This is a genomic window from Mycobacterium sp. PDNC021 (genome assembly GCF_048282635.1).
Lineage (GTDB): Bacteria > Actinomycetota > Actinomycetes > Mycobacteriales > Mycobacteriaceae > Mycobacterium > Mycobacterium llatzerense.
Genome location: NZ_CP182502.1, coordinates 5,447,280 through 5,470,639 on the forward strand (window position 1 = coordinate 5,447,280; position 23,360 = coordinate 5,470,639).

The 23,360-nt window shown below is 63.0% G+C and carries 29 protein-coding genes, 1 tRNA gene, 1 pseudogene and 1 other annotated feature; of the genes and pseudogenes, 11 read left to right on the forward strand and 20 right to left on the reverse strand.

The window, feature by feature from the left end; all coding sequences use genetic code 11:
- Window positions 1-321: 321 nt before the first annotated feature.
- From ACNO8X_RS26010 to ACNO8X_RS26020, 3 genes and pseudogenes are all read right to left on the reverse strand, one after another.
- Window positions 322-1,719, reverse strand: a complete 1,398-nt coding sequence (locus ACNO8X_RS26010) for a hypothetical protein (protein ID WP_418003340.1) — start codon at window positions 1,717-1,719, stop codon at window positions 322-324.
- A gap of 416 nt (window positions 1,720-2,135) precedes the next feature.
- A pseudogene (locus tag ACNO8X_RS26015) lies at window positions 2,136-2,407 on the reverse strand (IS3 family transposase); the annotation flags it as partial.
- Window positions 2,187-2,318 (reverse strand) — a sequence feature (AL1L pseudoknot). Its footprint overlaps the pseudogene before it by 132 nt.
- A gap of 9 nt (window positions 2,408-2,416) precedes the next feature.
- Window positions 2,417-2,905, reverse strand: a complete 489-nt coding sequence (locus tag ACNO8X_RS26020; protein ID WP_133763372.1) for a nuclear transport factor 2 family protein — start codon at window positions 2,903-2,905, stop codon at window positions 2,417-2,419.
- A 128-nt stretch (window positions 2,906-3,033) separates the two neighbouring features.
- Between ACNO8X_RS26020 and ACNO8X_RS26025 the strand changes: the two genes are divergently transcribed.
- Window positions 3,034-3,633 (forward strand): TetR/AcrR family transcriptional regulator, encoded by a 600-nt coding sequence (locus ACNO8X_RS26025; RefSeq protein WP_418003341.1) that lies wholly within the window; start codon window positions 3,034-3,036, stop codon window positions 3,631-3,633.
- A 404-nt stretch (window positions 3,634-4,037) separates the two neighbouring features.
- On the opposite strand, the gene ACNO8X_RS26030 is transcribed toward ACNO8X_RS26025, so the two are convergent.
- Window positions 4,038-4,322: a hypothetical protein gene (locus ACNO8X_RS26030; RefSeq protein ID WP_418006038.1), complete on the reverse strand. Its 285-nt coding sequence runs from the start codon at window positions 4,320-4,322 to the stop codon at window positions 4,038-4,040.
- Between the two features lie 149 nt (window positions 4,323-4,471).
- Between ACNO8X_RS26030 and ACNO8X_RS26035 the strand changes: the two genes are divergently transcribed.
- From ACNO8X_RS26035 to ACNO8X_RS26050, 4 genes are all read left to right on the forward strand, one after another.
- Window positions 4,472-5,707 carry an integrase core domain-containing protein gene (locus ACNO8X_RS26035; protein ID WP_418005940.1) on the forward strand — a complete coding sequence of 412 codons (1,236 nt, stop codon included), beginning with the start codon at window positions 4,472-4,474 and terminating at the stop codon, window positions 5,705-5,707.
- A gap of 618 nt (window positions 5,708-6,325) precedes the next feature.
- The gene (locus tag ACNO8X_RS26040) at window positions 6,326-6,607 is read left to right on the forward strand and encodes a hypothetical protein (protein WP_418003342.1); all 282 of its coding nucleotides are present in this window, start codon (window positions 6,326-6,328) and stop codon (window positions 6,605-6,607) included.
- A gap of 59 nt (window positions 6,608-6,666) precedes the next feature.
- Window positions 6,667-7,272: an XRE family transcriptional regulator gene (locus tag ACNO8X_RS26045; protein WP_418003343.1), complete on the forward strand. Its 606-nt coding sequence runs from the start codon at window positions 6,667-6,669 to the stop codon at window positions 7,270-7,272.
- A complete protein-coding gene (locus ACNO8X_RS26050; RefSeq protein WP_418003344.1) occupies window positions 7,269-7,715 on the forward strand; it encodes a hypothetical protein in 447 nt (148 codons plus the stop codon). The genes ACNO8X_RS26045 and ACNO8X_RS26050 overlap by 4 nt, the downstream gene beginning before the upstream one ends.
- 147 nt (window positions 7,716-7,862) lie before the next feature.
- Here ACNO8X_RS26050 and ACNO8X_RS26055 read toward each other — a convergent pair whose 3' ends face one another.
- From ACNO8X_RS26055 to ACNO8X_RS26120, 14 genes are all read right to left on the reverse strand, one after another.
- On the reverse strand, window positions 7,863-8,330 hold the full coding sequence (locus tag ACNO8X_RS26055; protein ID WP_418003345.1) for a hypothetical protein: 468 nt from the start codon (window positions 8,328-8,330) through the stop codon (window positions 7,863-7,865).
- Complete coding sequence (locus ACNO8X_RS26060) at window positions 8,330-8,776, reverse strand: Panacea domain-containing protein (RefSeq protein ID WP_418003346.1); 447 nt, start codon at window positions 8,774-8,776, stop codon at window positions 8,330-8,332. The genes ACNO8X_RS26055 and ACNO8X_RS26060 overlap by 1 nt, the downstream gene beginning before the upstream one ends.
- 774 nt (window positions 8,777-9,550) lie before the next feature.
- Window positions 9,551-9,868, reverse strand: coding sequence for a hypothetical protein (locus ACNO8X_RS26065; RefSeq protein WP_418003347.1), 318 nt, complete (start codon window positions 9,866-9,868; stop codon window positions 9,551-9,553).
- Between the two features lie 112 nt (window positions 9,869-9,980).
- On the reverse strand, window positions 9,981-13,394 hold the full coding sequence (locus ACNO8X_RS26070) for a phage tail tape measure protein (protein ID WP_418003348.1): 3,414 nt from the start codon (window positions 13,392-13,394) through the stop codon (window positions 9,981-9,983).
- A gap of 2 nt (window positions 13,395-13,396) precedes the next feature.
- On the reverse strand, window positions 13,397-13,777 hold the full coding sequence (locus ACNO8X_RS26075; protein ID WP_418003349.1) for a hypothetical protein: 381 nt from the start codon (window positions 13,775-13,777) through the stop codon (window positions 13,397-13,399).
- Window positions 13,774-14,115, reverse strand: a complete 342-nt coding sequence (locus ACNO8X_RS26080; protein WP_418003350.1) for a hypothetical protein — start codon at window positions 14,113-14,115, stop codon at window positions 13,774-13,776. The genes ACNO8X_RS26075 and ACNO8X_RS26080 overlap by 4 nt, the downstream gene beginning before the upstream one ends.
- Window positions 14,115-14,831 carry an HK97 family phage prohead protease gene (locus tag ACNO8X_RS26085; RefSeq protein ID WP_418003351.1) on the reverse strand — a complete coding sequence of 239 codons (717 nt, stop codon included), beginning with the start codon at window positions 14,829-14,831 and terminating at the stop codon, window positions 14,115-14,117. The genes ACNO8X_RS26080 and ACNO8X_RS26085 overlap by 1 nt, the downstream gene beginning before the upstream one ends.
- Complete coding sequence (locus tag ACNO8X_RS26090) at window positions 14,818-14,985, reverse strand: hypothetical protein (RefSeq protein WP_418003352.1); 168 nt, start codon at window positions 14,983-14,985, stop codon at window positions 14,818-14,820. The genes ACNO8X_RS26085 and ACNO8X_RS26090 overlap by 14 nt, the downstream gene beginning before the upstream one ends.
- Entirely contained in the window at window positions 14,970-15,398 is a 429-nt protein-coding gene (locus tag ACNO8X_RS26095) for a hypothetical protein (RefSeq protein ID WP_418003353.1), read from the reverse strand. The genes ACNO8X_RS26090 and ACNO8X_RS26095 overlap by 16 nt, the downstream gene beginning before the upstream one ends.
- A 93-nt stretch (window positions 15,399-15,491) precedes the next feature.
- Window positions 15,492-17,042 (reverse strand): hypothetical protein, encoded by a 1,551-nt coding sequence (locus ACNO8X_RS26100; RefSeq protein ID WP_418003354.1) that lies wholly within the window; start codon window positions 17,040-17,042, stop codon window positions 15,492-15,494.
- Entirely contained in the window at window positions 17,039-17,362 is a 324-nt protein-coding gene (locus tag ACNO8X_RS26105) for a DUF2742 domain-containing protein (protein WP_418003355.1), read from the reverse strand. The genes ACNO8X_RS26100 and ACNO8X_RS26105 overlap by 4 nt, the downstream gene beginning before the upstream one ends.
- Complete coding sequence (locus ACNO8X_RS26110) at window positions 17,343-17,516, reverse strand: DUF6011 domain-containing protein (protein WP_418003356.1); 174 nt, start codon at window positions 17,514-17,516, stop codon at window positions 17,343-17,345. Before ACNO8X_RS26110 ends, ACNO8X_RS26105 begins: the two co-directional genes overlap by 20 nt.
- Window positions 17,513-18,379 carry a hypothetical protein gene (locus ACNO8X_RS26115; protein WP_418003357.1) on the reverse strand — a complete coding sequence of 289 codons (867 nt, stop codon included), beginning with the start codon at window positions 18,377-18,379 and terminating at the stop codon, window positions 17,513-17,515. The genes ACNO8X_RS26110 and ACNO8X_RS26115 overlap by 4 nt, the downstream gene beginning before the upstream one ends.
- On the reverse strand, window positions 18,376-18,759 hold the full coding sequence (locus ACNO8X_RS26120; protein WP_418003358.1) for a hypothetical protein: 384 nt from the start codon (window positions 18,757-18,759) through the stop codon (window positions 18,376-18,378). The genes ACNO8X_RS26115 and ACNO8X_RS26120 overlap by 4 nt, the downstream gene beginning before the upstream one ends.
- 32 nt (window positions 18,760-18,791) lie before the next feature.
- Between ACNO8X_RS26120 and ACNO8X_RS26125 the strand changes: the two genes are divergently transcribed.
- Complete coding sequence (locus ACNO8X_RS26125; protein WP_418003359.1) at window positions 18,792-18,926, forward strand: hypothetical protein; 135 nt, start codon at window positions 18,792-18,794, stop codon at window positions 18,924-18,926.
- A gap of 2 nt (window positions 18,927-18,928) precedes the next feature.
- Here ACNO8X_RS26125 and ACNO8X_RS26130 read toward each other — a convergent pair whose 3' ends face one another.
- Complete coding sequence (locus ACNO8X_RS26130; protein WP_418003360.1) at window positions 18,929-19,171, reverse strand: helix-turn-helix domain-containing protein; 243 nt, start codon at window positions 19,169-19,171, stop codon at window positions 18,929-18,931.
- Between the two features lie 86 nt (window positions 19,172-19,257).
- On the opposite strand from ACNO8X_RS26130, the gene ACNO8X_RS26135 reads away from it, so the two are divergent.
- Both ACNO8X_RS26135 and ACNO8X_RS26140 read left to right on the forward strand, forming a co-directional pair.
- The gene (locus tag ACNO8X_RS26135) at window positions 19,258-19,791 is read left to right on the forward strand and encodes an XRE family transcriptional regulator (RefSeq protein ID WP_418003361.1); all 534 of its coding nucleotides are present in this window, start codon (window positions 19,258-19,260) and stop codon (window positions 19,789-19,791) included.
- Entirely contained in the window at window positions 19,778-20,947 is a 1,170-nt protein-coding gene (locus ACNO8X_RS26140) for a tyrosine-type recombinase/integrase (RefSeq protein ID WP_418003362.1), read from the forward strand. The genes ACNO8X_RS26135 and ACNO8X_RS26140 overlap by 14 nt, the downstream gene beginning before the upstream one ends.
- A gap of 48 nt (window positions 20,948-20,995) precedes the next feature.
- Here ACNO8X_RS26140 and ACNO8X_RS26145 read toward each other — a convergent pair.
- Window positions 20,996-21,069, reverse strand: a tRNA-Leu gene (locus tag ACNO8X_RS26145).
- Window positions 21,070-21,220: 151 nt separating this feature from the next.
- Between ACNO8X_RS26145 and ACNO8X_RS26150 the strand changes: the two genes are divergently transcribed.
- Genes ACNO8X_RS26150 through ACNO8X_RS26160 form a run of 3 tightly spaced genes read left to right on the forward strand, consistent with a single transcriptional unit; the run spans window position 21,221 to window position 23,360 of the window.
- A complete protein-coding gene (locus ACNO8X_RS26150; RefSeq protein WP_418003363.1) occupies window positions 21,221-21,697 on the forward strand; it encodes an XRE family transcriptional regulator in 477 nt (158 codons plus the stop codon).
- A gap of 2 nt (window positions 21,698-21,699) precedes the next feature.
- Window positions 21,700-22,218, forward strand: a complete 519-nt coding sequence (locus tag ACNO8X_RS26155; RefSeq protein ID WP_418003364.1) for a hypothetical protein — start codon at window positions 21,700-21,702, stop codon at window positions 22,216-22,218.
- A gap of 8 nt (window positions 22,219-22,226) precedes the next feature.
- On the forward strand, window positions 22,227-23,360 hold the full coding sequence (locus ACNO8X_RS26160; RefSeq protein ID WP_418006039.1) for an MAB_1171c family putative transporter: 1,134 nt from the start codon (window positions 22,227-22,229) through the stop codon (window positions 23,358-23,360).

The following is a 23,360-nucleotide window of genomic DNA, read 5'->3' on the forward strand; positions in this document are numbered from 1 at the left end:
GCCCCGATCACCGATCGCGTGGTGATGGGTAGCCTGCCGCCGGTGGCGCCACGACCGGAACCACGGTGAGCACCCAGTTGGGCCGCGACTACTACGTGGCGATGGCCTCGAGTGCCTATTCGGCGCATCCCGAGGCGCGCATGTGAATCACCCACGCGCGCCGGCGAATTCCCCACAGCCACCCGGCCCCCGAGCTTCTCGTTCCGTCCACGCCAGGAACCAAGGCCCGGGGGCCGCTGCATGTCTGGCGACCCCTCGCGACACCAGACGACAGTGGGCCCCGCTCATGAGCGGGGCCCACTGGTCTTGAAAAGGGTGTGACTACGCGGCGGCGTGGGAAGCGCCACCTCCGGATGCAGATGCACCGCTGCTGCTGCCAGATGCGCCGCTGCCGGAGCCGGTGCTACCCGAGCCTGTCTGGCTCCCGGTCGATCCGCTCACCTTCGTGGGCTTGGTGGGCTTGGTGGGCGTACCGGTCTTGGTGCCGCCGGTTGTGCTGGTGCCACCGTTTGACGTGGTGGTGCTGCCCGAGCCCGTTTCGTTTCCGGTCGATCCGCTGGGCTTGGTGGGTTTGGTCGGCTTCGTCGGCCCACCGGTCGTGCCGGGTGTACCGGTCGTGGTGCCGCCGGTCGAGCCGGATGCGCCACTGCTGCTGCCGGAGCCGGTGCTGCCCGAGCCCGTTTCGCTGCCGGTCGATCCGCTGGGCTTCGTCGGTTCACCGGTCGTGCCGGGTGTACCGGCCGTGGTGCCGCTGGTGGTGTCGGTGCCACCGGTTGGCGTGGTGGTGCTGCCCGAGGTGGTGCCCGATTCCGGCTTCGTTTCGGTTGCGGTAGAAGGCGTTTCGGGTGAAGCCGCGGCGACCGGAGCCGTTGTGGCGGGTTCTGCCGGGGTGGTCTTGGTCTCCGCGGTCTTCGTCGCCGCGACCTTTACGGCATCAGGCGTCGTCACCTTCTCGGCGCCCAGCGTGACCGTCGCAGCCGACAAAGCGGCCGACGGAACGGCGGACGGTCCCGTATCGGGGGACGCTGCCGCCGCCGCGGCGGGCACCGGTGCGCCCAGCGCTTGCGCGATGGCTTGGCGAATGCTGACCACCAGTAAGGGGACCAAGCCAAATCCGGGGCTCAGAATCCCTGCGGCCCCCGTCGGTGCATACCCGTTGAGGAAGGCGTTGGTGAGCACGGCCGGGGCGTTGAGGATCGCGTTCACAGCCGCCCCGAGGTTGCCGGCGCGAACCCCGTCGTACACCGCTTGCGCGGTATCGCCAAAGGCGCGCTGGACGCCACTAACCGTGCCGAGCACTGAAAAGCCCGCTGCCACAATAACATCGGGGAGCAGTTTGACGACGTTGGTGACGTTCTGCATAGCCTGGCCGGGGATGTTGAATATCGGGCTTTGCATCAGTGCCAAGCCGGGGTTTACCACTAAGTTGAGCAGCGCTTGAAATGCCGTGTTCAGGCCTCCGCTGATCTGGCCGGCGGCCAGTTGTTGAGCTGCTTGACGGAGCGCCGGTGGAAGTGCCGCCGCGGTAGTGACGAAGCTGTTGCCGGCGGCGCCCAGCGCCGTAGAAACGGTGTTTGCGTAGCCGATCTGGTTGATGATGATCTGCTTCAGGATGGGAGCCGGGTCGGCCCACACCTGCTGGCCGAGGGCCGAAAGGTTGTTGAACGCTGCCGTAAGGACCTTCCCCCATTCGTTGATGGGATTGACCTGCGCGGTCAACGTCGTCGCGAGGCTCGACACCGGGATCGTCGGCAGGTGCACCTGCTGCGGTGTCACCACTATCGGTGACAGCGCGATGGCACTCGCTCCGATCAGTGCCACACCGCTCGTCATGCTGGTCCGCGTAATCGTTTGCAAAACTCCCCCTCAGTAATCGGTAACCTGCACCCGCAAATTACTTCAGAAGGACCGCCGCTCGGGGTCAATTCAGCCGGAAATATTCGTTATTCGATGTTGATATTCAGCGACAGAAAGTTAACTACCGAAGGTAATTAACTGCATAAAGCTATTAATGCAAAGATGTCGAATGCCGAATGTACTCGGGCGGCATGCAACGTGCCGCCATGCGGAGCCGTAAGCAGCGCGGCTGAACTGCTGTACGTCAATAGTCTCGGCAGTACCAATCCGGGCCACCACCAGGTGGCGTCACCGACTGGGCCGCGGGCTTTGGCGGCGTAGTACGTGAACGGGGCGATCGGCAGGCCGCGCTCAGCGAGCACGGTGCAGATCGCGTTGACCCCGAACTGGTCGCGGCGAGCGTCGACGCAGTCGACGATTACCGCAGTCGGCGATCGACCCCCGCCACTGCGAATAACGCCGTCGCTGTTTTCAAAATCTCATTGGCCCTGCGTAATTCAGCGTTCTCTCGGCGTAACACGGTGGACTCAGCGGCCGGGTCCCGGTCACCACGGTTCCGCTACAGGCCGAGATCAGAAAGGCCCGGGTGATCGGCCGGGCGCGCACCGCTGCGATCCCAGAAGAACTTGCGGTCGCTCTCCTTGATTGGCACGTCGTTGATACTGGCGTGACGGTGGGTCATCAGGCCCGCCTCGTTGAACAACCAGTTCTCGTTGCCGTAGGCACGGAACCACTCGCCGGAATCGGTGTGGTATTCGTAGGCGAAGCGCACCGCGATGCGATTGTCGCTATGCGCCCACAATTCCTTGATGAGCCGGTATTCGTGCTCACGCCCCCACTTGCCGGACAGGAACTTCACGATGTTCTCGCGACCCGTGACGAACTCCGAGCGATTGCGCCAGCTGCTGTCGAGCGAGTAGGCCAACGACACGATATGCGGATTGCAGGTGTTCCATGCGTCCTCGGCCAATCGGACCTTGACGGCTGCCGATTCGTCGGTGAACGGCGGAACGGGGAGCTTCACTTCGGTGGTCGTGGAGGAGGTCATTGCCGTCTCGCTTTCTAGGAATGCTGCCATGTAGACAGATCTGTATACATGGCAAAGGTAGCGCATGTGGACAGCTCTGTCTACATGCGGTCTCGACGAGAGTGGACAGATCTGTCTACAATCAGGTTGTGAGCGTCTCCGACACCCTCGATCCCCAGGTTGACGTGCCGTCCCTGCCGGCACGCGATCGGATACTGGCTACCGCCTATCGGCTGTTCTATCGCGATGGCATCCGGGCCACGGGCATCGACAAAGTGATCGCCGAAGCCGGTGTCACGAAAGTGACCTTCTACCGCCACTTCGCGAGCAAGGACGTACTCATCCTCGCGTTCCTCGAACTGCGTCATGACCGTTGGATGCAGTGGTTCCAAGACGCGCTCGACCGGCACGCCGCGAGCAGGCGCGGGCGTCCGGCGGTCGTATCCGCGGTGGAGGAGTGGCTGACTGCGCCTTCTTTTCGGGGATGCGCATTCATCAACACCGTCAACGAACTCGGCGCTGAACTACCCGAAGTACATGCGATCACCTCGCGACACAAAGCCGACATGGTCGCCGCCATCAAGGCGACATTGCCGCCGGGACCACACCGCGCCCGCGCAGCCCAAGCACTCGGTGTAGCCGTTGACGGAGCTGTGGTGCAGGCTCAGTACGAGCAGGACGCCACACCAGCGATCAAAGCGCTGACGACGATCGCGACGGCGCTGATGCCGCATCCGGGCAAGGCCTAGCCGTTTCGCCTCTCAAGCGAGGTCGCGCCTTTTGGGCGCAATTCTTGTGCCCCCAGTCGGACTCGAACCGATTTCAAACCCTTTGCGTACCAGCAAGAACGCGCATGACCTGCTGAATTACATCAGCGGATATCACTGCAGATATCTGTAACTGTGGGCAGATAGTGGGCACAAGGTGGGTGCTGGGTTTGCCGCGCACGATCCTGCGCCGACACCTAGGGTCACCCCTATGGACGAGACCGACGACGGTGCGTCATCTATCCCGCCGATCTACACCCTCGCCGAAGCCGCCGACCTCCTACGCGCGTCGTGGGCTCGTCAGCTACAAGGTCCACCACTTACGCGGCAAAGACGCGAGGGAGTACATGTATGGGTTCATCTTGCGCCCTCTGTTCAGCGAGTAGTTAGGCAATCTTGAGCACCCACGCCGGCACCCAGTGGGTGACGGTCTTCTGCTGCGTCCCGAACACGACTGGATAGGTCACGAGTCCCCACCACTGGCCTTTGACGCAGCGCGCCCAACAGGTCAGCTGTCCTGTGACGACCAGGTGCAGCTGTAGGCCGCCGGGCTGGTACCGCTCGGCGTGGTGAGGTTGTCGGGGAAACAGGGTGGCGAGGTCGATCTGCACACTGCGTGGGGGGTCGACCCGGCGGAAGTCACCTGCCGGATGTCGGCCGGTATCGGTGATCGCCGGCTGTTATGTCTCAGGACATCGGTGACAGTTCTGCATCAAGACATCGGTGACAGTTTGAGTGTTCTTGGTGGTGACAGTTCTATCGCCTTGAGGCTCGGTGGGTGGCTGTCAATGAACCGATCGATCCTCGTGTCCGTCTGGCGATCTCGCAGTGGCCCGATGACGCGCCTCGCGGGGCGGTCTCGACGTTCTGCGCCGAGCACAGCATTTCCCGGAAGTCGTTCTACGTGTTGCGTAACCGTGCCAAGAACGATGGTCAGGCGGCGGTGCTCGAGCCCAGGACCCGACGACCGAAATCGAGCCCGTCGGAGTTGAGTGGTGAGGTCAAGAAACAGGCCATCGGGGTACGTGCGGCACTGGAGCAGTCCGGACTCGATCACGGGCCGATCAGCGTGCACGAGAAGATGCGCACGATGGGCCTGGCCCAGGTCCCGTCGACGGCGTCGCTGGCACGCATCTTCCGCGAGGCCGGGGTAGCCCGCGTGGAGCCGAAGAAGAAGCCGCGCTCATCGTGGCGCCGGTTCGTGTATCCGGCCCCGAATGCGTGCTGGCAACTGGACGGCACCGAGTACGTTCTGGCTGGTGGTCGCACATGCGTGATCCTGCAACTGATCGATGACCACTCCCGCTACGCCGTCGGCTCCCACGTGGCCTGCAGCGAGACCGCCGAAGCGGCGATCGCCGTGTTCGATAAGGCCGTCGCCAATCATGGTGTGCCCCAACGACTGCTATCTGATAACGGAGCGGCGCTGAACCCGACACGGCGCGGACACCACGGCCGACTCGTCGCCCACGTGGGCACCCTGGGGGTGGAGGCCATCACCGGCAAGCCCTACAAGCCGACCACCCAGGGCAAAAACGAACGCTTCCATCAAACGCTGTTCCGCTACCTGGACAAGCAGCCGCTCGCCGAATCGCTTGAGCAACTGCAGGCCCAGGTCGATGAGTTCGACCACATCTACAACACCGAGCGCCCGCACCAGGGACTGCCTGGGCGCGTCACACCCTCGACCGCGTGGGAGGCCACCCCTAAAGCCGACCCACCCCGCCCCAAGCCCGATCGGCCACTATTCGACCGGCCCGCGCCACGCCCGAGGCCCACACCGCCGGCGCCGGTAGACCTGCCCGCAGGCACTCGCCTCAGATCGGTGAGCACCGCAGGCACCATCACGCTGAACTACGTGAGCTACATGGTCGACACGCACCGAGCCTTTGAGAAAGTGCTTGTGGTCAGCATCGACAACGCGATCATCATCACCGACCTACTCGGTGAGGTCCTCGCCGAACACACCCGACCCGCACCCGGAGTCAGGTACGTCGGCAACGGCAGACCCCGTGGTGGCCGCCCCAAAAACACCGAACTGTCACCGACGTCCTGACACATCAACTGTCACCGATGTCTTGATGCAGAACTGTCACCGATGTCTTAATACATCACATCGGTGATCGCCGGCAGGTCGCCCACTGTTAGATCATACGTTCGATGGAACCGGACGGCCGCCAGATACGTCTAAACCAGCATGCGAACCATCGAAGACATCGACGCAGACCTCAGAGTGCTCGCCACAGTGCGCGTCGGCCTGCGAGAGTTCGGCAGCGTTAGCAGCACCACCACGATGGACCGGCTACTCGATGAGCGCCTGTCCGCCGACTTCCGCGATGCCTGTACGCGCTTACTTCCACCACCACGTTCTCGGCGGGATCGTCGTCAATGAATTACACCCTCCCGACACGCCATGATGCACGCATCAATCGCGGCAACTCGTTACGCTTTTCGACGGGCAGGTAAATCACAGCTTGCCAAAGGAAACGCCGAGGCCCTGCCGGAGCGGACTCCAGCAAGGGCCTCGGGTGTCTGGCAGGACTCCCCTGATCCTAGGCGACATGCACGAATCCGGCGCGTCGTTCCAATTGCGAGTCCGTCCGACGTCTGGCCGAGGCCCAACGAAAGGCCTTCGTCATGCCAGTTCCTTGCGGTAGCCACCTCGGGCTACGTCATGGCTGACTGGCCGGAGGTGTCGCTTGAGGATGTGCGCAAGGCGTACAAAGGGCGCCACGAGATCTATGAAGAGATCAAATACTGGATGACCGAGAAGGGGTGGCGCGTGCGCGATCAGGGCCACGGCTTCACGTTGTGGCCACCAGATACTGGAGTTCGACTCGTTCCGCCGTGGGTGATAATCGGTAGTACGCCCGAAGGTAATCCGACATGGCACGCCAAGCGGCTGCGTCGCGAGTGTCGAGCGATGCAGAAGATCGTCGACGCCGATATCGAATAGCCGTTCGACCTGCACTGTTTCCGGTTGACAACATCGCCGTCTTCGCACACGATAGTGCCATGGCCTTGGAAACCGAATTTGAGATAGCGTTTGCCACCGAGCCGATCGGTGACCCTGCTGACGCGCGCCTTGGCCAGGTTTTGGCGCTACTCCCGGACGCCACAATCGCTTCGCACCGCGACTTCAACATCGTGACCACGGCGATGCATGCCCCCGACGCGATTGAGGCCGGGATTCGCGCCGCACAGTTGATTGAAGCGGCTGGTATTCGGGTTTTGCGTACATACCAGGATCTAGTCGCCCGGCAAGACATCGCCGACCGGTCAGACATGACACGGCAAGGTGTCGGCCTCTGGGTGCGAGGTGAGCGCTTCTCTGAAACACCGTTCCCAGCACCCGTTTCGCTAGTTAGCGGCGGCGTCTGGCTGTGGGGTGATGTTGTCGAGTGGGCGCGCACGCTCGGTCTCGACTGGGCCGCCGAGGAAGCACATTTCCCGACCCTCGACGATCACAACCGACTCGACGTCATGATCTCCGAAGGCATCCAGCAGGTCACGGTCACGACTCACCTTGATATCCCGGGAGTTGTGTTCAGTCCACATGGCCGCGGCACACAGCAAATTGCCGACGACTACTACCAGCGGACCTACGCCCTCGCCTCATGATCGACCTCGGCGGCGAATCCAAATTTGAAGACTGCAAGGAACTACTCAACGAGTCCGAATTGACGTCGCTAGTGGTGTACGAAAATTCCGGCCGGCGTGTTGACCCATCCGTTGAACAGAACTTTGCGCTCCAAGTCCTGACCCGGGTCGAAGATCACGAATTCGAAATTCGCTGCAAGGCAACGCTTGCCGCGCGCGGCGGTCAATACATTGCCGACGCCGGCGCAGTGTTCACACTGAAGACCAGCGGCAAAATCGATGACGCCACCATGCGCGAATTCTCCGCAAAGGTTGGAGTCATGGTCGTCTACCCATATCTACGGGCCACGGTCGGACAGGCCGCCTCATCACTGGGCCTGGATAGCCCTGTGCTGCCGTTGCTTCGGTCAGGCGAAATCACACTCAACGCCGAGAAGCCGGGCTCCGCGCCAGCGGACAACTGAGGGGACGTTCAGAGCGCTTGGCGAGAACCTGCGGCGCGGCGGAGAAGTAGGAGCCATCCCCGGAGCGCCGCAGGCGAGGGGCCGAAGCAAGCGGAAGGCGAGCTCGGGCTCCTCAAGCCGGAACACTGCCACGAGGCACCGACAGGTTCAGCGAACGTTCTTGCCTTGGTTCCACACCTCGTGGCCCGGGTCCCACCAGATGATGTGGAACTCGTGACCTTCCCGGATGCCGAAAAGGCGCATGTCTTCACTCGGCGCAATCTTCAGGCCGCACAGCGCGTCATGGCCGTCGTACTGGTTATTCAGGCGTTTGCGTGCGTTCTTGTTTGGGAACTCCGACATGTCGTAGTCCGACAGCACATGGTTCGCTCGAGCCTGTTCTACAGTCAACGTCTCAAAGTAGGCCAGTCGCTCCAACAGGCGCTTGTGGTGCCCACGCTCGATTTTGCACAAGGCCCACTTGTCGTGGTCCAGCCGGCCAAACCGGAACGTCAGCAATTTATCTGGTGCGGGCGGACTTGAGAACGGCCGTTTCGCCGGTGGCGGCGCCGTGCCACCATCGGCGATGAGCTTCGGGCGACCGCCGCGGCGGCCGCCGTTCTGACGGTCCCCCATCAGTTGCTCCCGACGAGCCCCAAGTAGTACTCGTACATCGACACGTCAGTGATCACATTCGAGCAGGGGGCACCGGCCGGTAGTCCGCCGCGAGCGTTGCGCCACGGGTCCTCACGATGAGTCATATCGCTCAGTTCGTATGCCTTCAGATGCCCGTAGTGCTTGAGCACCACGTCGATCGACTCTTTCTCATCGGTAGTGAGATTGTTGGGGTCGCCGCCTTTGAGGACCTTCGCGGTGACCTCAAACTTGCCGCGGTGCAGGTCGTAGAGCTCGTACACCACGGGCCCGTTGGCCCAGGCTTGAATCGGCTCCCGGAACAGGGGTTTGTCCTCCCAGACCAGATGCCAGGCTTTCGAGTAGTAGACCAGCTTCTGCAGCTTCATCGCGCTCATGCGAGTCTTCTTCTGCAGGATGTATGCCGCCACATCGTGAACGTTCGCCATGGCCTCTGCCCCTCTAACTTCAGCCCGGGTCCAACCGTTCGCTGCTATCTCTGACGTCAGTATTACACGCTGCTACCGACAGATTTACCCGCTATGCGCATAGTTCACGCGCGGCGTGGCGCAATTCACGCACCGTCAGCCCGTTGACTGGCCGTGCAAAACCCCAGGTAGGGGGCGGGTATCTATTCGTGGATGCCAGCCCGTTGCTGACCCCATCACCAGTCAGCCGCGCGATGTGTACGGGTCTGGGGGTTTTGAACGAGTCTGGAGGGCAAGTCAGTGAGCTGCCGGCGCTTCGCAAGAGCAGGCGAAGTCCCAACGCTCGGGCCATGAGCCTGTGAAGTTGCCGTAGCAGCAGAACCGAATCCGCTCGCCATCAGACGACGTAAGTTCGACTTCGTGCCAATCCTCGTGGATGCGGCACGACCAGAGGTAGAGCTGACGAGAGAGCCAGCGCCGGACAGTAAGCATGAGATGAGTACCTTCAGGAACTCCGATTTCGGCGAAGTCGACCAGACTAACCGCTCAAGCACATGGCCGCCCAGTTTTTTGAGGCGTCGGCCCAGGTGAGACCGCCGGTCTTCCGCATCTCTCTCCGACATTTTTTTCCACACTTCCCCGAAGAGAGGTTGGGGGTGGTGGGGGAAACACGCGGGGAGAGAAAAGCAAGACTGGCAGTCTCACCTGGCGTTTGACCTCAAAAATAGGCCCTCTGACCTGCGGTTACGGGGGGGCGAATGTGCAGTCAGCGGCAGGGTCCAGCAGGAAAGCGGCTCACTGGGTTTCGTCTGGCGGCAAGTCGTTGGTGTCTTCCATGAGGCTCAGCTCGAGGCCCTGCTTGGCGGCATCGAGGCTTCCGACGATGCGGACGAGCGCCTGGGCGTTGTACCAAACGAGCTGCGTGATGAGGGTGAGTGCGCATTCCAAACAGTCGTCGACTTCGGCCATGAGCTCGTCGCGAGATACATCAGCCCCGCCACTGTTGATGGCTCCCAGGATCAGCCGTTGCATGTGGATGCCAGTGGTCTTGTTGGTGCGCTCGGTTTCGCCTTGCTCTCGGAGCGTGCATTGCTCGCACTTCGTGGTGGTCATGGTTGATTACATCCTGTCTAGCTTGGTGAAAGGGTCGCGTTTGAAATGCGACCCTTCGAGGGTGGGTGTCCGCGGCCGTGGACACCCAATTCCCCGGCGCCGGGAAAGTTGTTTACTGACGCCCCGGTATTTCGCGCATGCGCCCCTGCTCCGCCACCATGGCCGCCTGCGTGTTCGCGCTGGTTCCCGGGGGCGGCGTGACGGTGATGTTGTTGGTCTGGCTGTTGTCCGTGTTCCCTTGCTGTTGCCCGCCACCGGGTTGTTCCATCGGCCCCGGAGGTTTCTTCCCGCCGGCCAGGTTCGGCAATGCGGGTGCGGCACCGGCGATTCCACCGGCCAGCTTGCCCAACCAGCCAGCACCGAGGCTTCCCTTCGGATTGTCGCCGACGGACAGGAACTCGCCGACTGCGTTCGCTGCGATGCCCATGTTTTGCGCGACGTACCCGACAGTGCGGTTCCCGACCTGAATACCGATCTTCGCGGCGGCACCTGCACCGGGCATCATCAGGTCTGCGGCACCAGCAGCGGCCATCAGCCCGTCCATGGGCAGGCCACCGAGCACGTTGCCGCTATTGCCACCCGTCGTCGGGTACGGGACACCGCCACCCACCGCAGGAGAGACCTGCCCGAGCGGTGCCACGCCCGGAATCGCATTCGCCGGGCCGACGCCCGGATGCAACGGGGCGCCACCACTAGCCGGCGGCACACCGGCAGGGCCGCCGAGCGGGTTCAGTCCAGGTGTGCCAATCCCGTACGCCTGCCGCGTGTGCACGTGGTTCTGATGAGCGCCGAGGTCACTCGCGAAGTAGCCTGGGCGCGCCTGTCCCGCAACGGATTCCGTCGCCTGGCCTGTTAGCGGGTTCTGGTAGATGACCTGCTCGGCGTTCGGTTGGCTCGCCATGTAATTCGCGAATGCCTGCATGGCCTGCGGCGAACCCGTCCAGTCGATACCACGGTTCTGATGCATCGGGTTCGGCGCGTAGCCAGGCTCGTGGCGGTCGGATTCTTGATGCCCGGCGTAGGTGGACGCCTTGACGCCGAACGCCTGCTCCAAGTCATGCACCCACGACGGGAACGCAGCACCACTGGACCCGTAGCCGCCCGTGTTGGTACCAGTGGGCAGCCCGTACGGCAGGCCGCCTCCCGATCCGCCAGTGAGCGCACCAGCAGCCGACGTCGCAGCAGTAGTCAAGCCGTCGAGTGCAGCGGTCGTCTGGCTCGCCGCCGCAATTGCACCTGGGGTGTACTGCTGCCCAAACATCCCATTGGCCGCAGCGATACCCACGAGACCGGAGCCTTCGTTCGGGTTGGCCTTCGCGACGAAACCAAGCGCCTGCAAGAACGGTGCCGCGAGGACGTTGCCGAGTGCTTTGACTGCGTTCTCGACAATGCCGCCGAGGCCCTTGGAGATGCCGAAGTCCTTGTCCAGTTGCGACCCAAGGTCATTCAGGTCCGACGACAACCCGGATAGTTGCTTGTTGGCCTGCTTTGTGGCATTGACCCGCGCGTCGTTCAACGATTGCTCGGCTTTGAGCTGGTCCTGCTGAGCCTTGGTGAGGTCGTTCTTGGCCTTCTGAATATCGTCGGCGGTCGCGATGTTCGTCTGCTCGAGCTGATGCAGACGCGCCTCCTTCTCGGCGACATCATGCTTCCGCTCATCCAAGCTCTGCTGCGCGTTCGCGATGCCTGACGGCAGACCCGCAGTCGACGTGTAGTTCAACGCCACCACCGGAGCCGGCGGGAGAGTCTTCGATGCCTTGTCAGCCTCGGCGGCATCATCCCAGTGCAGCGACTGCGCGCCGTGACCCAGGCCGGGAGCATCTGGCGGCTTGAGGCCCGGAAACCAACCGTGGCCCGGTGGCGGACCCGCGGGGTCAAAACTGCCCCCGCCACCGGCGAAGCGTGGTGGCTTATCGTGCAACCCCAGCGGGTCCATGCCCAGCAGTTGAGCTCCACCAGTACCCAAGTTCAGGGCCAAGTCAAACCCCTGGGACAACATGCCCGGCAGCGTCTTGTCGACGAACTTCCCTAGCCAGCCGTCGGCGAGTTTCCGTTCGGTCTTGTCCCACATCTCCGAGATTTTGTTGCCGAGGTTTGTCCACGCGTCCGCGTGCTCGTTGAGCTTCGGGGTGGCCTCGTCAGTGGCGCCGGCAACCTTGCCCATGTCGCTCGCCGCGGTCTTCAGATTCGCGGCCTCAATGGCGGTCTTGTTGTCTTCCCACTTCGTTTTGAACAGCGCCAGGCCGACGTTCTGCTTATCGACCGGATCCTTCAAGTCCTGCAGCGCGGTCAGTACAGCGCTGAGGGCATCGCGCGCAGAAGTCCCGCCCTGAGCGAACTTTCGGTTCATCTCGTCGGCGTCGAAACCCAACACCCTGAGCGCCTGCCGTGTCGTCTTCGAGTTATCCGACACGTTGATCGACAGCTCTTTGAGCGAGTCCGCCGCCACGTCGGTGTTCCGGATGCCCGCATCCGACATCTGCTTCATCAAGCCGACCGCATCTTGAGCGGACAACCCGACACCGTGCCAGGCGGTGCTGTACTCCTCGAGCGTGTCCAGCAAGTCACCGGAGATATCGAGTTGCTTGCCGGCCGCCGAGTTCAGCAGGTCCAGGACCTCTTTGTAATCCGCGGCCAGTCCGGAGCGAACGATGTTGCGGGACTTCGACGCAATCTCACCGGTGTCCTGACCGGTGATCTTGCTGGTGGTGTCCATCCGTTCGGTGAACTTCGCCAGGTCGGAATCGGATGACTTCGGGCTGATCAGGCCGGCACGGATTCCCGCGGAGATCGTCTTCAGATTGTCCTCTACCGAGCCACCGAAACCCTTGACGTACGCTGCACCTGCCGCGTCGCCGATCGTCTGCATCGTCGAGCTGTCGACGCCCAGGCGTGTCTGGACGAGATCGCGCATCCGAAGCTGGTCCATGCCGGCAGCGATGTTGTCGGCCAACACCTTTCCTGAGACGACGCCGATAGCCGCGACCCCCGCCACAGCGAGGCCGATAGGTCCAGCCTTCGAGCCGAGACTCATCAGCGCCGACGACCCGGTGAAGCCTTCCATGAATCCGCTTGCGGCCTCACCGCCCGCGCTACGCATTCCAGATAGAGCGCCGCGTAAGCCACCGACGGCACTGTGGCCGGCGCGATCAGCGGCCTGCCCGTACTCCTTGTATGCGGCGGTAGCCTTCTCGATCGCCTCGATTTCAGCCAGCCGCGCACGCTCCACCTTGCGGCCCAGAGACTCCGCGCTCGCCGCACCCTTCTCCACCGCCGCCTGATGCTTGCGTTCGGCCGACGCAACCTTCTCCGAGGCGTCCTGCATCCCCAGATACGCCTTGCGGGCCTTGGTCTCCAACTCGTCGAAACCCCTGCCCGCAGCCTCCGTACCCTGAGTCAACTGCTGGCGCATCACCTTCGAAATGTCACGGGAACCCTGCTCGTAGACACGCTGCGCCCGGGTCATCGTGGCAGTGGCGGCACGCTCATCAAGCTCCGGCTCAATCCTCAGAATGATCGGGTCCATGATCAGCCTCCGATCTTCGAATCGGTTGCCACTTCGGCGAACCCGCCTTCAAGCAGGTCTTCAGCCACCCCCGCCGGCAGTTCAATCACCGAACCAACATTCGGCCACACAATGAGGGGGCCACCACCGATACTCACGTATCCGTTCGGGCGCACCTTGATTCGCACGAGTACATCCGCAACAGGCTCAGGCTCAGGTATCTGCCAGGGCCACCGCCATGCGCGGCCAGGCCCGTGCGCCTTCTCTGCGTTGCCGCCTTTGATGAGGTCTTCGGCGACCGCGTCCGGAAGGTCGACAACCTGACCGGCCGGCGGCCACGCGGTGAGCGGATGGCCATCCAATGAGATGTAGCCGACCGGGCGCTTTGTGATCCGCACTTTCATGCTCGCCCCACTATGTCGGGGAAGGTAAGGGCGGGGTCTTCCAGGTCCACCGTGTCAGGCATCGTGATGGCGAAATCCGCCACGTCGATCTCGTCGCGAATGAATGACAGTGCGGCATCCGACGACCCGCAACCTTGGGTCAAGGCCGCGAAACTCAAGCGCGCCAGGAAGCCAAGGCTGGCGCGGATATCGGGTCGCTCGAGGAACCGGTCGACGCCGGAGGTGAGGTCGGCATGTTCCCCGTCCGAAGCCGCCGCCAGTAGCAGCAGGCTTGTTCGGCGCACGTCAGCGTCGAACCTGTCCAAGGCTGGTGTATCCGGCCGGTTTTGTTCACTCATTACGCCTCCATAGCTTCCGTCAGCGCGAGCCGTGCGTTGTACGAGCGCAGACCAGGATCGGTTGATGCGGCCGCGGCCATCGCGAGTGCATGACGGGCAGACCGGCGGCGCTCGGGTGGTGTCGCATCGGTGCGGACGATCAGTCGGCGAAGTTCGTTGCGGCTGGCGAGTTTCTGCACCTCTTCGAGAGGCGCGTCGAACTTGGCGGCGAGCGACCGCAGACCCACCGACGTGTCAACGTACGCCGGGGTATTCACCGGGGCCACGTCAACCAGCTTGCCCGACACGAGAGTTCGCAGAGGGAAGCCCTGATCCGTGACGCCCCAATCGTCTTCCAGCGTGTAGAACGCGAACGATGACTGGTTCACGTCCCCCCGCTGCACGAGCTCGTACACATCAGTGCGGGACGGCGGCAGGTCCGCTTCGTACATCAAGCCGGTGCCGTCCACACTGAGGCGCAGGGTGCGGGCCTTGGAGGTGCCCAACACCATGTTGTCGTCATGGTTGTAGCGGGCGATCACATCAGGCCAACCGTCGCCGCGGCTCTTGTTGAAGAACGCCGGATCAATCCGCTCGACAAACCCGCCGAGATTCTGGCTCATTCGGTTGAACTTCGCGGCATAGCCGCCAATCGTGCGAGCGCCGGCGTCAGCACGTACTTCGACCAAGCCGGGGACAGAAAGCCGTTCCGTCAGTCCTGCTTCACTTCTCGCCACGAGCAACCCTTTCTACCGAGATCACCGATGGCCCACGCGCCTCGTCCACCAGCTCACGGAATTCGTCATCGTCCAGTGCCGCCAGGACGTGCACGACGTCACGCCTACTTATCGGGGCATCCTCGTCCGGCCTGAGCTTCAGCCGTGTCGCCATGTCGGTTGTTTCCTTCCTTCGATCTCGTCAGCAAGTGCCTGCTCGTCCACCAGCCACATGCCGCCGATCTTCTTGCCGCCAAGCTGCGGTGCTAACCGCCGCAACTGACGGCCCGAAAGACCAAGACGCGCAGCCGCTTCGACGAGTGGAACCGTCGGACCTACTGAAAAATGCTCCACCACAACACGTTCATGGATGTCCGAATGTCCGCCTCCGGACTCCACTTGCGCGAGAGCCCGCGCCAACTCCCTGTAAGGCTCGGAGGCTGGCAGCCCATTGGCGCGGCGCGCCCGAATCGCGATAAGAGCTGCTTGGAGCGCTGCTCGTGCCGCCCCGCCCGTCAAAATGACCGCCGATCCGGCCACCACGAGCCCGTCCAGGCGCCACGAATTAGGCGGCGTGGACACGGACATCCCCAGACTCCGCACAACCGCCAGACTCCGTACACACCGCGAAAGGAACATTGCCAGTGCCACCTGGGTGTTTGGACTCAAAAACCAGCGGGGTCACGAGACGTCCTCGGTGGCGGCGGTGGGCGCGATGCGCCACATAGAGTTGCGGCCGTTGCCGCTGGACTCGATTGGCGTGGTGACGTACATCTGCTTCGCCTTGACGAGGGCGTACTTCTCGTACCCTTCTTTCTGGCCTGCAGCAAATATTGTGCTGGGCTTGACCCATACACCTGGGCCAGCGTTGGTGGCCATCCAGCCCACGAGCCACTCCCCGGCGTCCTGGGGTCGTGATTCGTCTGACCTGCGGGAATCGAGGTCGGTGATTGTCGCCGGGCGGTCACGGGTGACCGCGGTGGTCACCCCTTCTGAGCTGGGGTTTTCGGGGGTGACCTCGTTGGTCACGGGTGACCCGATGCGGTACTTCATGCTGTTGTGCTCACCGGCGCGAGCGGACACAAGTTTGGCGCTCTCCAGCAAAGCTATGGCCTGGTCGAATAGCTCTCGTTTCTCACGTTTGCCGAGGCGCCTACGGAGATCGCCAGCCGATTGCTCACCGTCGCGCTCAAGCATCCGCAGGAGGCTGCTCTTAACGGTCTCGAGGCGGCTGGCGTCGTAGAAGTCCTCACCGACTGCTCGGGCGATGGCGCGTTCCCGGACCCTCGACCGTGCGGCTTGCCGGTCGTATTCGAGCACTGCTTCGCGGGTGGCGTCCGAATGCAACATGATGTGCTCGGACAGTTTCCAGTCGAGCTCTGAGATGACCATCCGGTGATCCATGATCGCCAGCTGTGCGGCGACCTTGAGTCGGGTCAGGGTCCGGTGACCGTCGATGGCGTCCAACTCTCCTCGCTGGTTGGCCAGCAGGCCCGCAGCGACGTAGTTGGTGATCTCCGGGGTGCCGTACTGGATGAGCACTAACTTGTCCGCCGTTGCCCACGGCGGGAGGTTCGAGTCGAGCACGCGGCCGGGTTCTGGGCCGGGGGTATCGGGGATTGTTGGGTCGGTGACGGATCCCCACACCATGCGTTGCGGCGTGCCACCGGACACGTCATCGAGCAGCACGCCGGTGTGGCCGTACTGCGCCATGATGGACAGACCGAGCCGGTAGGAGTCTGCCGGAACCGCTCGCGTGGTGGCCGATGTCGCGCCCTTGCTGCCCAACCGATCACCCGTCAACGCCGCCTTGATTGTCGCCCTGGTGTTGTTCGCTTGGCCCGCGTGTAGTGCTGCCATGTGGTCGATCTCGGAGACGTTGAACAGTGCGCTGGTGATGCGATCGGCGGGGTCCTTCGTTTCCTTGAACAGCTCGTGGATACCTTGACCGGAACCAAGGCCCTCCTCGTGAATGTCTTTTCCTGGCCACACGATGCGGGCGAGCTTGTCAGTGACGCCCTTGCCGGCACCTGATCGGCCGACGAGCACCACTGCCATGTTGAGGCTTGCCGGGGCTGGTGGGCCGGGAAGCATTACGCGCGGGCTGCTGGACACCGCCACCCGCAGCAGGACAGCGAGCAGCAGCGCCCACGGGGCCACGTACCGGGCGCGTGCCCATTGGTGAATCAGTTTGAGTTGGTCGGTGGCGGACCAGAATTCGTCCTCAGTCATGATGCCTTTCGAGGTATGTAGGCTTCGCCGCGCCCGTTCTGGACGCGCTGGGCGAGCGCGGACCAGTTCTCCGCAGAGGCAAGCTCTTTTGCTGATTCGGCAAGCGTTTCCTGCCGTAGTTGCAGATGCAGAGCGCCGTACTGGGCCACGTCGAGCACTGCCGCCCACTTGGCCGGATCGGTATCAGCCAATGCTTGCCAGGGCAATGTCCCTACGATCGGCCATGATTCGACGCTTGCGAGGATTGGTGCCACGAGGAGGTGGACCGGGTAGAAGTCCACCTGCCTCGTGACAATCGCGCTATGCGGCTGCTGCGCCACTCTGACGCTTTCGGCAACGTGGACCGGAGCCAGCGGCAACCGATTCCGGATCGGTGAGCCAATGGCCACAGGTATTGCAGCGCACGGCGATTCGGGTCTCGGCCGGAGTACCCGCGCTGGCACGTGCGCGGGCCTCGATCGAGCGGCCGGTCACTCGTCATCCTTCGTCGGCCGTGTCGCTTCCATAGCGGCAATGAGGGTCTCGACCTGGTTGTCCGGCACGTAATCCGGTTTCGCCAGCAGATACGCCAGCCACTCCTTAAGCAGCGTTCGACGCGCGGCCAGTCGGAGCCGGTTCGAAACGGCCAGGCAGTCAACGCAGTCCATGTCAACCCACCACAATCCGGTGTCGTGGTCCTCGAATTCGGTGTCCCAGTCGATCCGGTCGGGCGCAATCAGCTCATGGTCTGGATTGGCCGGCGGTCGGTCAGGGTCGCGATTCAGCGTCATTGGGGCACCACACAGCGCTGTGACGTCACGCCGGCCGGCGGCCCAAGCCTCTTTCGCCTCAGTCACCCAATACCGGTGCGACAGTTCGGGATTACGCGGAAACTGGGCGAAGTACTCGGCCCGCAGACGTGCGCGGTCGTTGTCATTCCAGTACTGCGAGGGCGGCTCCCCTCCGAGTACGAACCGCTGCTGGAGCTCGGCCCAGTCGTCCGCGCCAGGTTTGGGCAGCAGCGCGTGTCGTGTGGACTGACCGCACGCTTCGCATTTGAGCGAGCAGGTTGCTCGCCAGCCTCGCTTGTCGTCGAAGCTGCCCCAGGCATAATTCGGGTCGCTGCTGCGGTGGTGAAAATTGGCGCCTATGGTCCGCAGATTCCCGCACTGACAGCACAGCGCTTGTCCCCGTTCGGGTTCGGGCTTGGCTGCATCTATCCGCCGGGCGTGTGGCCAATCGAGTTTGGCACCGTTAGTGCGGGCTCGACAGGGTTGGCCGGGTTCGGACCCGCAGAACGGGCATAGGCGGGTCAGCGCGTCGGTCCGAATTGCTTCAGCCTCTGGGGTGCGCGTCACGGTGCCACCACCTCAGCGTCGAGCAGCGTTCCGGCGTGCTCGACGACACGCAACGCGGCGCGGAGATAGCGCTGCGCCCTTACGAGGTCCACCGTCACCCACATCGAGGTGCCGGCCGGCAGTGTGCCGATCGCGTCCTCCAGGTCCTCGAGTGCGATCGAGCAGTAGTTGGCGGCGGTGTCGAACAGGCGGGTGTCGGAAGTGGTCCGCTCCTTGCCGGGATGACCGTCGCCGACTCCCTGGGTGACGGTCGAGCTGTCGATCGGCGGCGTGTGGCGGGCGCAGCAGGTGCACAGGTCCCCCTCGTGCTCGACTTCGACGGTGCAGGAGTCGCAGTGTTGGGGTACCGGCGAAGTGCCAGTAGTCGGTATCGTTGACATCGGATCTCTTCTCTCTGCTAGCGGTAGTGGTGGTGATTGATCTGCTGAAGCGCTCCGGTTGCCGCCGGGGCGCTTCGTTCTTCCGGGTCATCCCCGGCCATCTGGTGGTCGACCAGGTTGTGGTCGTCGAGCTGGTCACGGTCGAACTGGTCGACGTGAGGGCGTGACATTAGGCAGCGCCCCGCGGATCATCCGTGCGAGTGCAGCGGTTGGCCGCCAAGAAGGCCTCCACATCCACCCGCATGTAGCGGACTCGGGAACCAACTTTTACGAACGGAATGCCGCCGCCCTTGTACCGGTCTTGAGCCAGCGAGTCTTCGGACACGTGCAGCTCGGCAGCCAGCTGCTTGGCGGTCATGATGTTTTGCATGGACCTTCCTTTCGTTTTCATCGCTTTAGCGATCATTTTCATCGCTATAGTGATACAAATACACCTCGAATGAGTCACAGTCAATAACCATCGTTGCTCCGATGATTTTCATCGCTTAACCTGACGAGATGGCAGAGCCACAGAAGAAGAACCCCCTCGGCCCGACGGGGACCACTGTCGCGGACAACATCAAACGGCTGCGCGGTGACATGCAGTACGTCAAACTTGCGGCTCGACTTGAGGAACTGGGCCGACCTATCCCGACACTGGGCTTGCGCAAGATCGAGAGCTACGAACGCCGCGTAGATGCTGATGACCTAGTGGCTTTGGCTGTGGCGCTTGATGTTTCGCCAATCACCCTATTGGCGCCACACACGGAGAACCGTCAAGATGAGGTCGCGATCACTGGCCGAAATCACCCCGTGTCCGCGATAGCGCTATGGCACTGGCTGCTGACCGAGCTACCACTGCCGGGTGATAAACGCATCCCGATCGCGTTCCAGTTCGATACTCGGCCTCCTTGGTGGTGGCAATACCAGGCCGAGAAAGACGATCGCGATCATTTGGAGCGCCGAGCCGCTGACCGGAACCTCATCGAGTCCGGCCTGATGTCCGCAGAGCAGCTTCTAGCCGAAGGCAAGTCCCCCGATGGCGACAATTAGCAAGTATGAAACATCTTCTGGCACAGCGCTTTATCGTGTCCGGTATCGCACACCAGACCGCAAGCAGACCGACAAACGCGGCTTCAAGACGAAGCGGGCAGCCGAGGCGTTCGCGGCCACGGTCGAAGTTGAGAAGCTCACCGGCAGCTATGTGGCCCCGGCGCTGGGCAAGGTCACGATTGGCGAGCTCGGGCCGGGGTGGCTGGAACGACTAAAGGGTGTCATCAAGCCTTCGGCGTTCCATTCGGTGGACTCGGCATGGTCTGTACACGTCGAACCACGTTGGGCGACAAAGGCAATCGCAGACATCCGGCACACCGATGTGCAAGCGTGGATTACCGAACTGTCGACCAAACGCAAGGCCACCGTTGTTCGGACTGCATACTCGGTTCTGTCGAGGATCCTTGACGACGCGGTGAAGGACCGGCGCCTGGCGGTGAACCCGGCGCTCAAGGTGAAGCTCCCCGCGAAATCGAAGCGCAAGAACATCTATCTGACCGCCGAGCAGCTTCAGGCGCTCGCCGTGGAGTCCGGCCGGTATCAATCACTGGTGTTGCTGCTTGGAACTGTCGGGCCACGATGGGGCGAAGCAGCCGCGCTGCGGGTCGGTGACATCGATTTCCTGAAGCGCCGGGTCACGTTGCACGAGAACGCAGTTACGGTCGGCGGCTCGGTCCATGTCGGCACGCTGAAGTCGGGCAAGGAGCGCACGGTGACGTTACCGGCGTTCGTCGTCGCCGAACTAGCCAAGACGTGCAAGGGCAAGGTGCACGGCGAGTTGATCTGGCCGGCCCGCGCGGGTGGGCACCTGGGTCCACCGTCGTCGCATGATTCCTGGCTGTCCGGGGCAGTCGACCGCTGCCAGGCCGCGGCGGCCGAGGCCAGGACGAAAGAGAGCAAGGGCGGCAAGAAGGAGCCCACGACGCCGGTGTTCCCGAGGGTCACAGCGCACGCGCTACGGCACACCGCAGCGTCGTTGGCCATCAGTGCGGGGGCCAACGTGAAGGTGGTTCAGCGGATGCTCGGCCACTCGTCGGCGGCCATGACGCTGGACATTTACGCCGACCTTTTCGACGACGATCTCACTGCTGTTGCCGACAAGTTAGATGAGACTGTGGGCAAAATGTGGGCACAGCGCCCCAAGATCACTGCGTGACCGCGCTCAATATTGCTTCTACCTGCGCAGATATCGCCAGAAGTCCAGTGCCCCCAGTCGGACTCGAACCGACACTTTGCAGATTTTAAGTCTGCTGCCTCTGCCAATTGGGCTATGGGGGCGAGCACCGGCTCAACCGGCGCCGCCATGACGTTAGCGCCCGACGGCCCGGCCGAGTGGAGCGGTCCGGCCGAGATCAACCATGAGTTGGAATCATGAGGTAACACTCGTCTACAAGTTGAGGCCAGCGGCTATCGATGCTTCACTGGACAGATGGCGACTTCGCCGACCACACCGATCAGCCCGTCCGACGCACCCGACGCGGGCGTCAGCCTGGCTGAGCGCATCAACGCGCTCTTCGACGCCCATCGGCGTCCCGATGGCCGGATGTGGACCAACGACGAAGTCGCAACCGCCCTCAAGAAGGCCCATCCCGATATCAAGGTCGGCGGTGCGTACCTCTCCGCGCTGCGTACCGGCAAACGGGCGCGCCCCGGCATCGACTTGCTCGGTGCGTTGGCCGATTTCTTCCAGGTGCCGTTGTCGACCATCACCGATCCGGCTCGGTCACACTCACTCGATGAGCGGCTGGGCGCACTCGATGAATCCGCCCGCGACGACGTCGAGTTGATTGCGTTGCGTGCCATCGGCCTCAACAAGGAGAGTCTGGAAACCGTTGCCGCCGTGCTGGATCACGTGCGCGCACTGCAAGGTCTACCGACCATCGCCCCCGTGAAAGCCGAACGGTAGTCATGGACGCGTCGTGTGGCGCAGCAGCCGCTCTGCGCTCGACGCGCGAGCTCAAGGCGATTCACCGCGACTGCACACGCAAGCTCGTGGATTGGGGGCTGGACAAGCTCACCGCGGTCGACGACATCCGCGAGGTCGCGGGCCGGATCAGTGGGCGTGACATCCAGTTGCTGCCGTATCGCTTGTCAGGAAGCGGTGTGCACGGGATGTTGGTACGAACCGGTCCCACCGACTACGTGGTCTTCGACAGCGAGACCACCACGATGCACCGCGAGCACATCATCCTGCACGAGCTCAGCCATGTGCTGTGCGGCCACTCCGCCGCCGGCCAAACCGGCCAGGCCGAAGTGCTGCGCCGGGAGAACTACCTGGACGACCAGGAGATCGAGGCTGAAACACTCGCCTCCATCATGGGACAACGGGTCAGACGCGGTGCGCCGCAAACCATCTCGATATCGAACGCCAACTTGGGACGCATTCTCGCTTCGCTGAGACTCGAGGGCAATTCGGCGACGCCGTGATGTCTTCAGTGGCCCACGTGCTCGAAAACACGGCCTTCAGTTATGTGGTCTCCGCAGCGTTCATGTGGGGTGCCGTCGTCGTGGTGACCCTGGCCATCAGCCGTTCCCCGGTGCGGCCGCCCGCCTCCATAGCACTGCTGATGTCGTTCCTGTTCAAAGGAATTGCGGTCACGCTGTCCATTCCGAGCGTCTCGGCATTGCTGGACCGCGCGATCGGGGTGCACAACATCTGCCGACTCATCCTGAGCCTGACCGGGGGCATGGCCTGGACTGCGTGTGTCCTCGCGGTCATCACGTTTTGGGGAGAGCCCGGCCGGCGTGCCTATCGCAGATTGCGCCTGTGGATCGCCCTTGCCTGCCTGGTCGCCGTCGCGTTAATCGTCTGCTGGATCGTCGCGCCGGAGGCTGAACTCCCCGTGGATTTCTACGCCGCGCACGGGGACGACCCGCTCTGGGTCACGTACATGCTGCTGTACCTGAGCACATATGCCCTTGGCGCAGTTGTCATTATCGTGCGTTGCCTGCAGTACGCCCGCTACCACGAGGTGGCCTGGCTGCGGCGCAGTCTGCTGCTCACCGCCGCGGGAGCCGCGCTGTGTCTGGTCTTCTGCCTGCTGCGCGCGGACTCGGCCATCTACGGCATGCTCACCAACCGCAGCATGTCCTGGCAGCACCTGGCGCCATTCGTCGCCGCGGTGGGGCAGGTGCTGATCGTCATAGGTCTTGCCGGACCGTCCTTTTCCCAACTGTTCCGCGCGGCAGCCCGCCGTGTGCAAATCTACCGGTGGCACCGGCAGCTCGAGCCGCTGTGGACCGCACTCTACGAAGGCAATTCACACATCGCCCTCGCGCCGCCCCGGGCACCGATCGGCGACCATGACTACCGGCTGTACCGCCGCATCGTCGAGATCCGCGACGGGCTCAGCGCCATCCGCCCTTACGTGCGCGATGATCCGTCGAAAACCTCAGCAGCGCAACAAATCCAGCAGGCCATTCAGCATCAGCGCACCGGGCAGATTCCGGGTCGCGATTCACATGCCCAGATCGCCGGCGAACCGCGGGGCACCGAGCAGGCCAACGAACTCAGCTGGCTACTCGAGGTCTCCCGCCAGCTACGGACACCGGCAATCCCACGACGGTGA

What these genes read in the sequence shown, in the direction of transcription:
- ACNO8X_RS26020 (WP_133763372.1), bottom strand. Translation starts at nt 2,905, where the DNA reads ATGACCTCCTCCACGACCACCGAAGTGAAGCTCCCCGTTCCGCCGTTC.
- ACNO8X_RS26040 (WP_418003342.1), top strand. Translation starts at nt 6,326, where the DNA reads ATGGCTGACTGGCCGGAGGTGTCGCTTGAGGATGTGCGCAAGGCGTAC.
- ACNO8X_RS26045 (WP_418003343.1), top strand. Translation starts at nt 6,667, where the DNA reads ATGGCCTTGGAAACCGAATTTGAGATAGCGTTTGCCACCGAGCCGATC.
- ACNO8X_RS26050 (WP_418003344.1), top strand. Translation starts at nt 7,269, where the DNA reads ATGATCGACCTCGGCGGCGAATCCAAATTTGAAGACTGCAAGGAACTA.
- ACNO8X_RS26055 (WP_418003345.1), bottom strand. Translation starts at nt 8,330, where the DNA reads ATGGGGGACCGTCAGAACGGCGGCCGCCGCGGCGGTCGCCCGAAGCTC.
- ACNO8X_RS26060 (WP_418003346.1), bottom strand. Translation starts at nt 8,776, where the DNA reads ATGGCGAACGTTCACGATGTGGCGGCATACATCCTGCAGAAGAAGACT.
- ACNO8X_RS26065 (WP_418003347.1), bottom strand. Translation starts at nt 9,868, where the DNA reads ATGACCACCACGAAGTGCGAGCAATGCACGCTCCGAGAGCAAGGCGAA.
- ACNO8X_RS26070 (WP_418003348.1), bottom strand. Translation starts at nt 13,394, where the DNA reads ATGGACCCGATCATTCTGAGGATTGAGCCGGAGCTTGATGAGCGTGCC.
- ACNO8X_RS26075 (WP_418003349.1), bottom strand. Translation starts at nt 13,777, where the DNA reads ATGAAAGTGCGGATCACAAAGCGCCCGGTCGGCTACATCTCATTGGAT.
- ACNO8X_RS26080 (WP_418003350.1), bottom strand. Translation starts at nt 14,115, where the DNA reads ATGAGTGAACAAAACCGGCCGGATACACCAGCCTTGGACAGGTTCGAC.
- ACNO8X_RS26090 (WP_418003352.1), bottom strand. Translation starts at nt 14,985, where the DNA reads ATGGCGACACGGCTGAAGCTCAGGCCGGACGAGGATGCCCCGATAAGT.
- ACNO8X_RS26095 (WP_418003353.1), bottom strand. Translation starts at nt 15,398, where the DNA reads ATGTCCGTGTCCACGCCGCCTAATTCGTGGCGCCTGGACGGGCTCGTG.
- ACNO8X_RS26100 (WP_418003354.1), bottom strand. Translation starts at nt 17,042, where the DNA reads ATGACTGAGGACGAATTCTGGTCCGCCACCGACCAACTCAAACTGATT.
- ACNO8X_RS26120 (WP_418003358.1), bottom strand. Translation starts at nt 18,759, where the DNA reads ATGTCAACGATACCGACTACTGGCACTTCGCCGGTACCCCAACACTGC.
- ACNO8X_RS26130 (WP_418003360.1), bottom strand. Translation starts at nt 19,171, where the DNA reads ATGAAAATGATCGCTAAAGCGATGAAAACGAAAGGAAGGTCCATGCAA.
- ACNO8X_RS26135 (WP_418003361.1), top strand. Translation starts at nt 19,258, where the DNA reads ATGGCAGAGCCACAGAAGAAGAACCCCCTCGGCCCGACGGGGACCACT.
- ACNO8X_RS26140 (WP_418003362.1), top strand. Translation starts at nt 19,778, where the DNA reads ATGGCGACAATTAGCAAGTATGAAACATCTTCTGGCACAGCGCTTTAT.
- ACNO8X_RS26150 (WP_418003363.1), top strand. Translation starts at nt 21,221, where the DNA reads ATGGCGACTTCGCCGACCACACCGATCAGCCCGTCCGACGCACCCGAC.
- ACNO8X_RS26155 (WP_418003364.1), top strand. Translation starts at nt 21,700, where the DNA reads ATGGACGCGTCGTGTGGCGCAGCAGCCGCTCTGCGCTCGACGCGCGAG.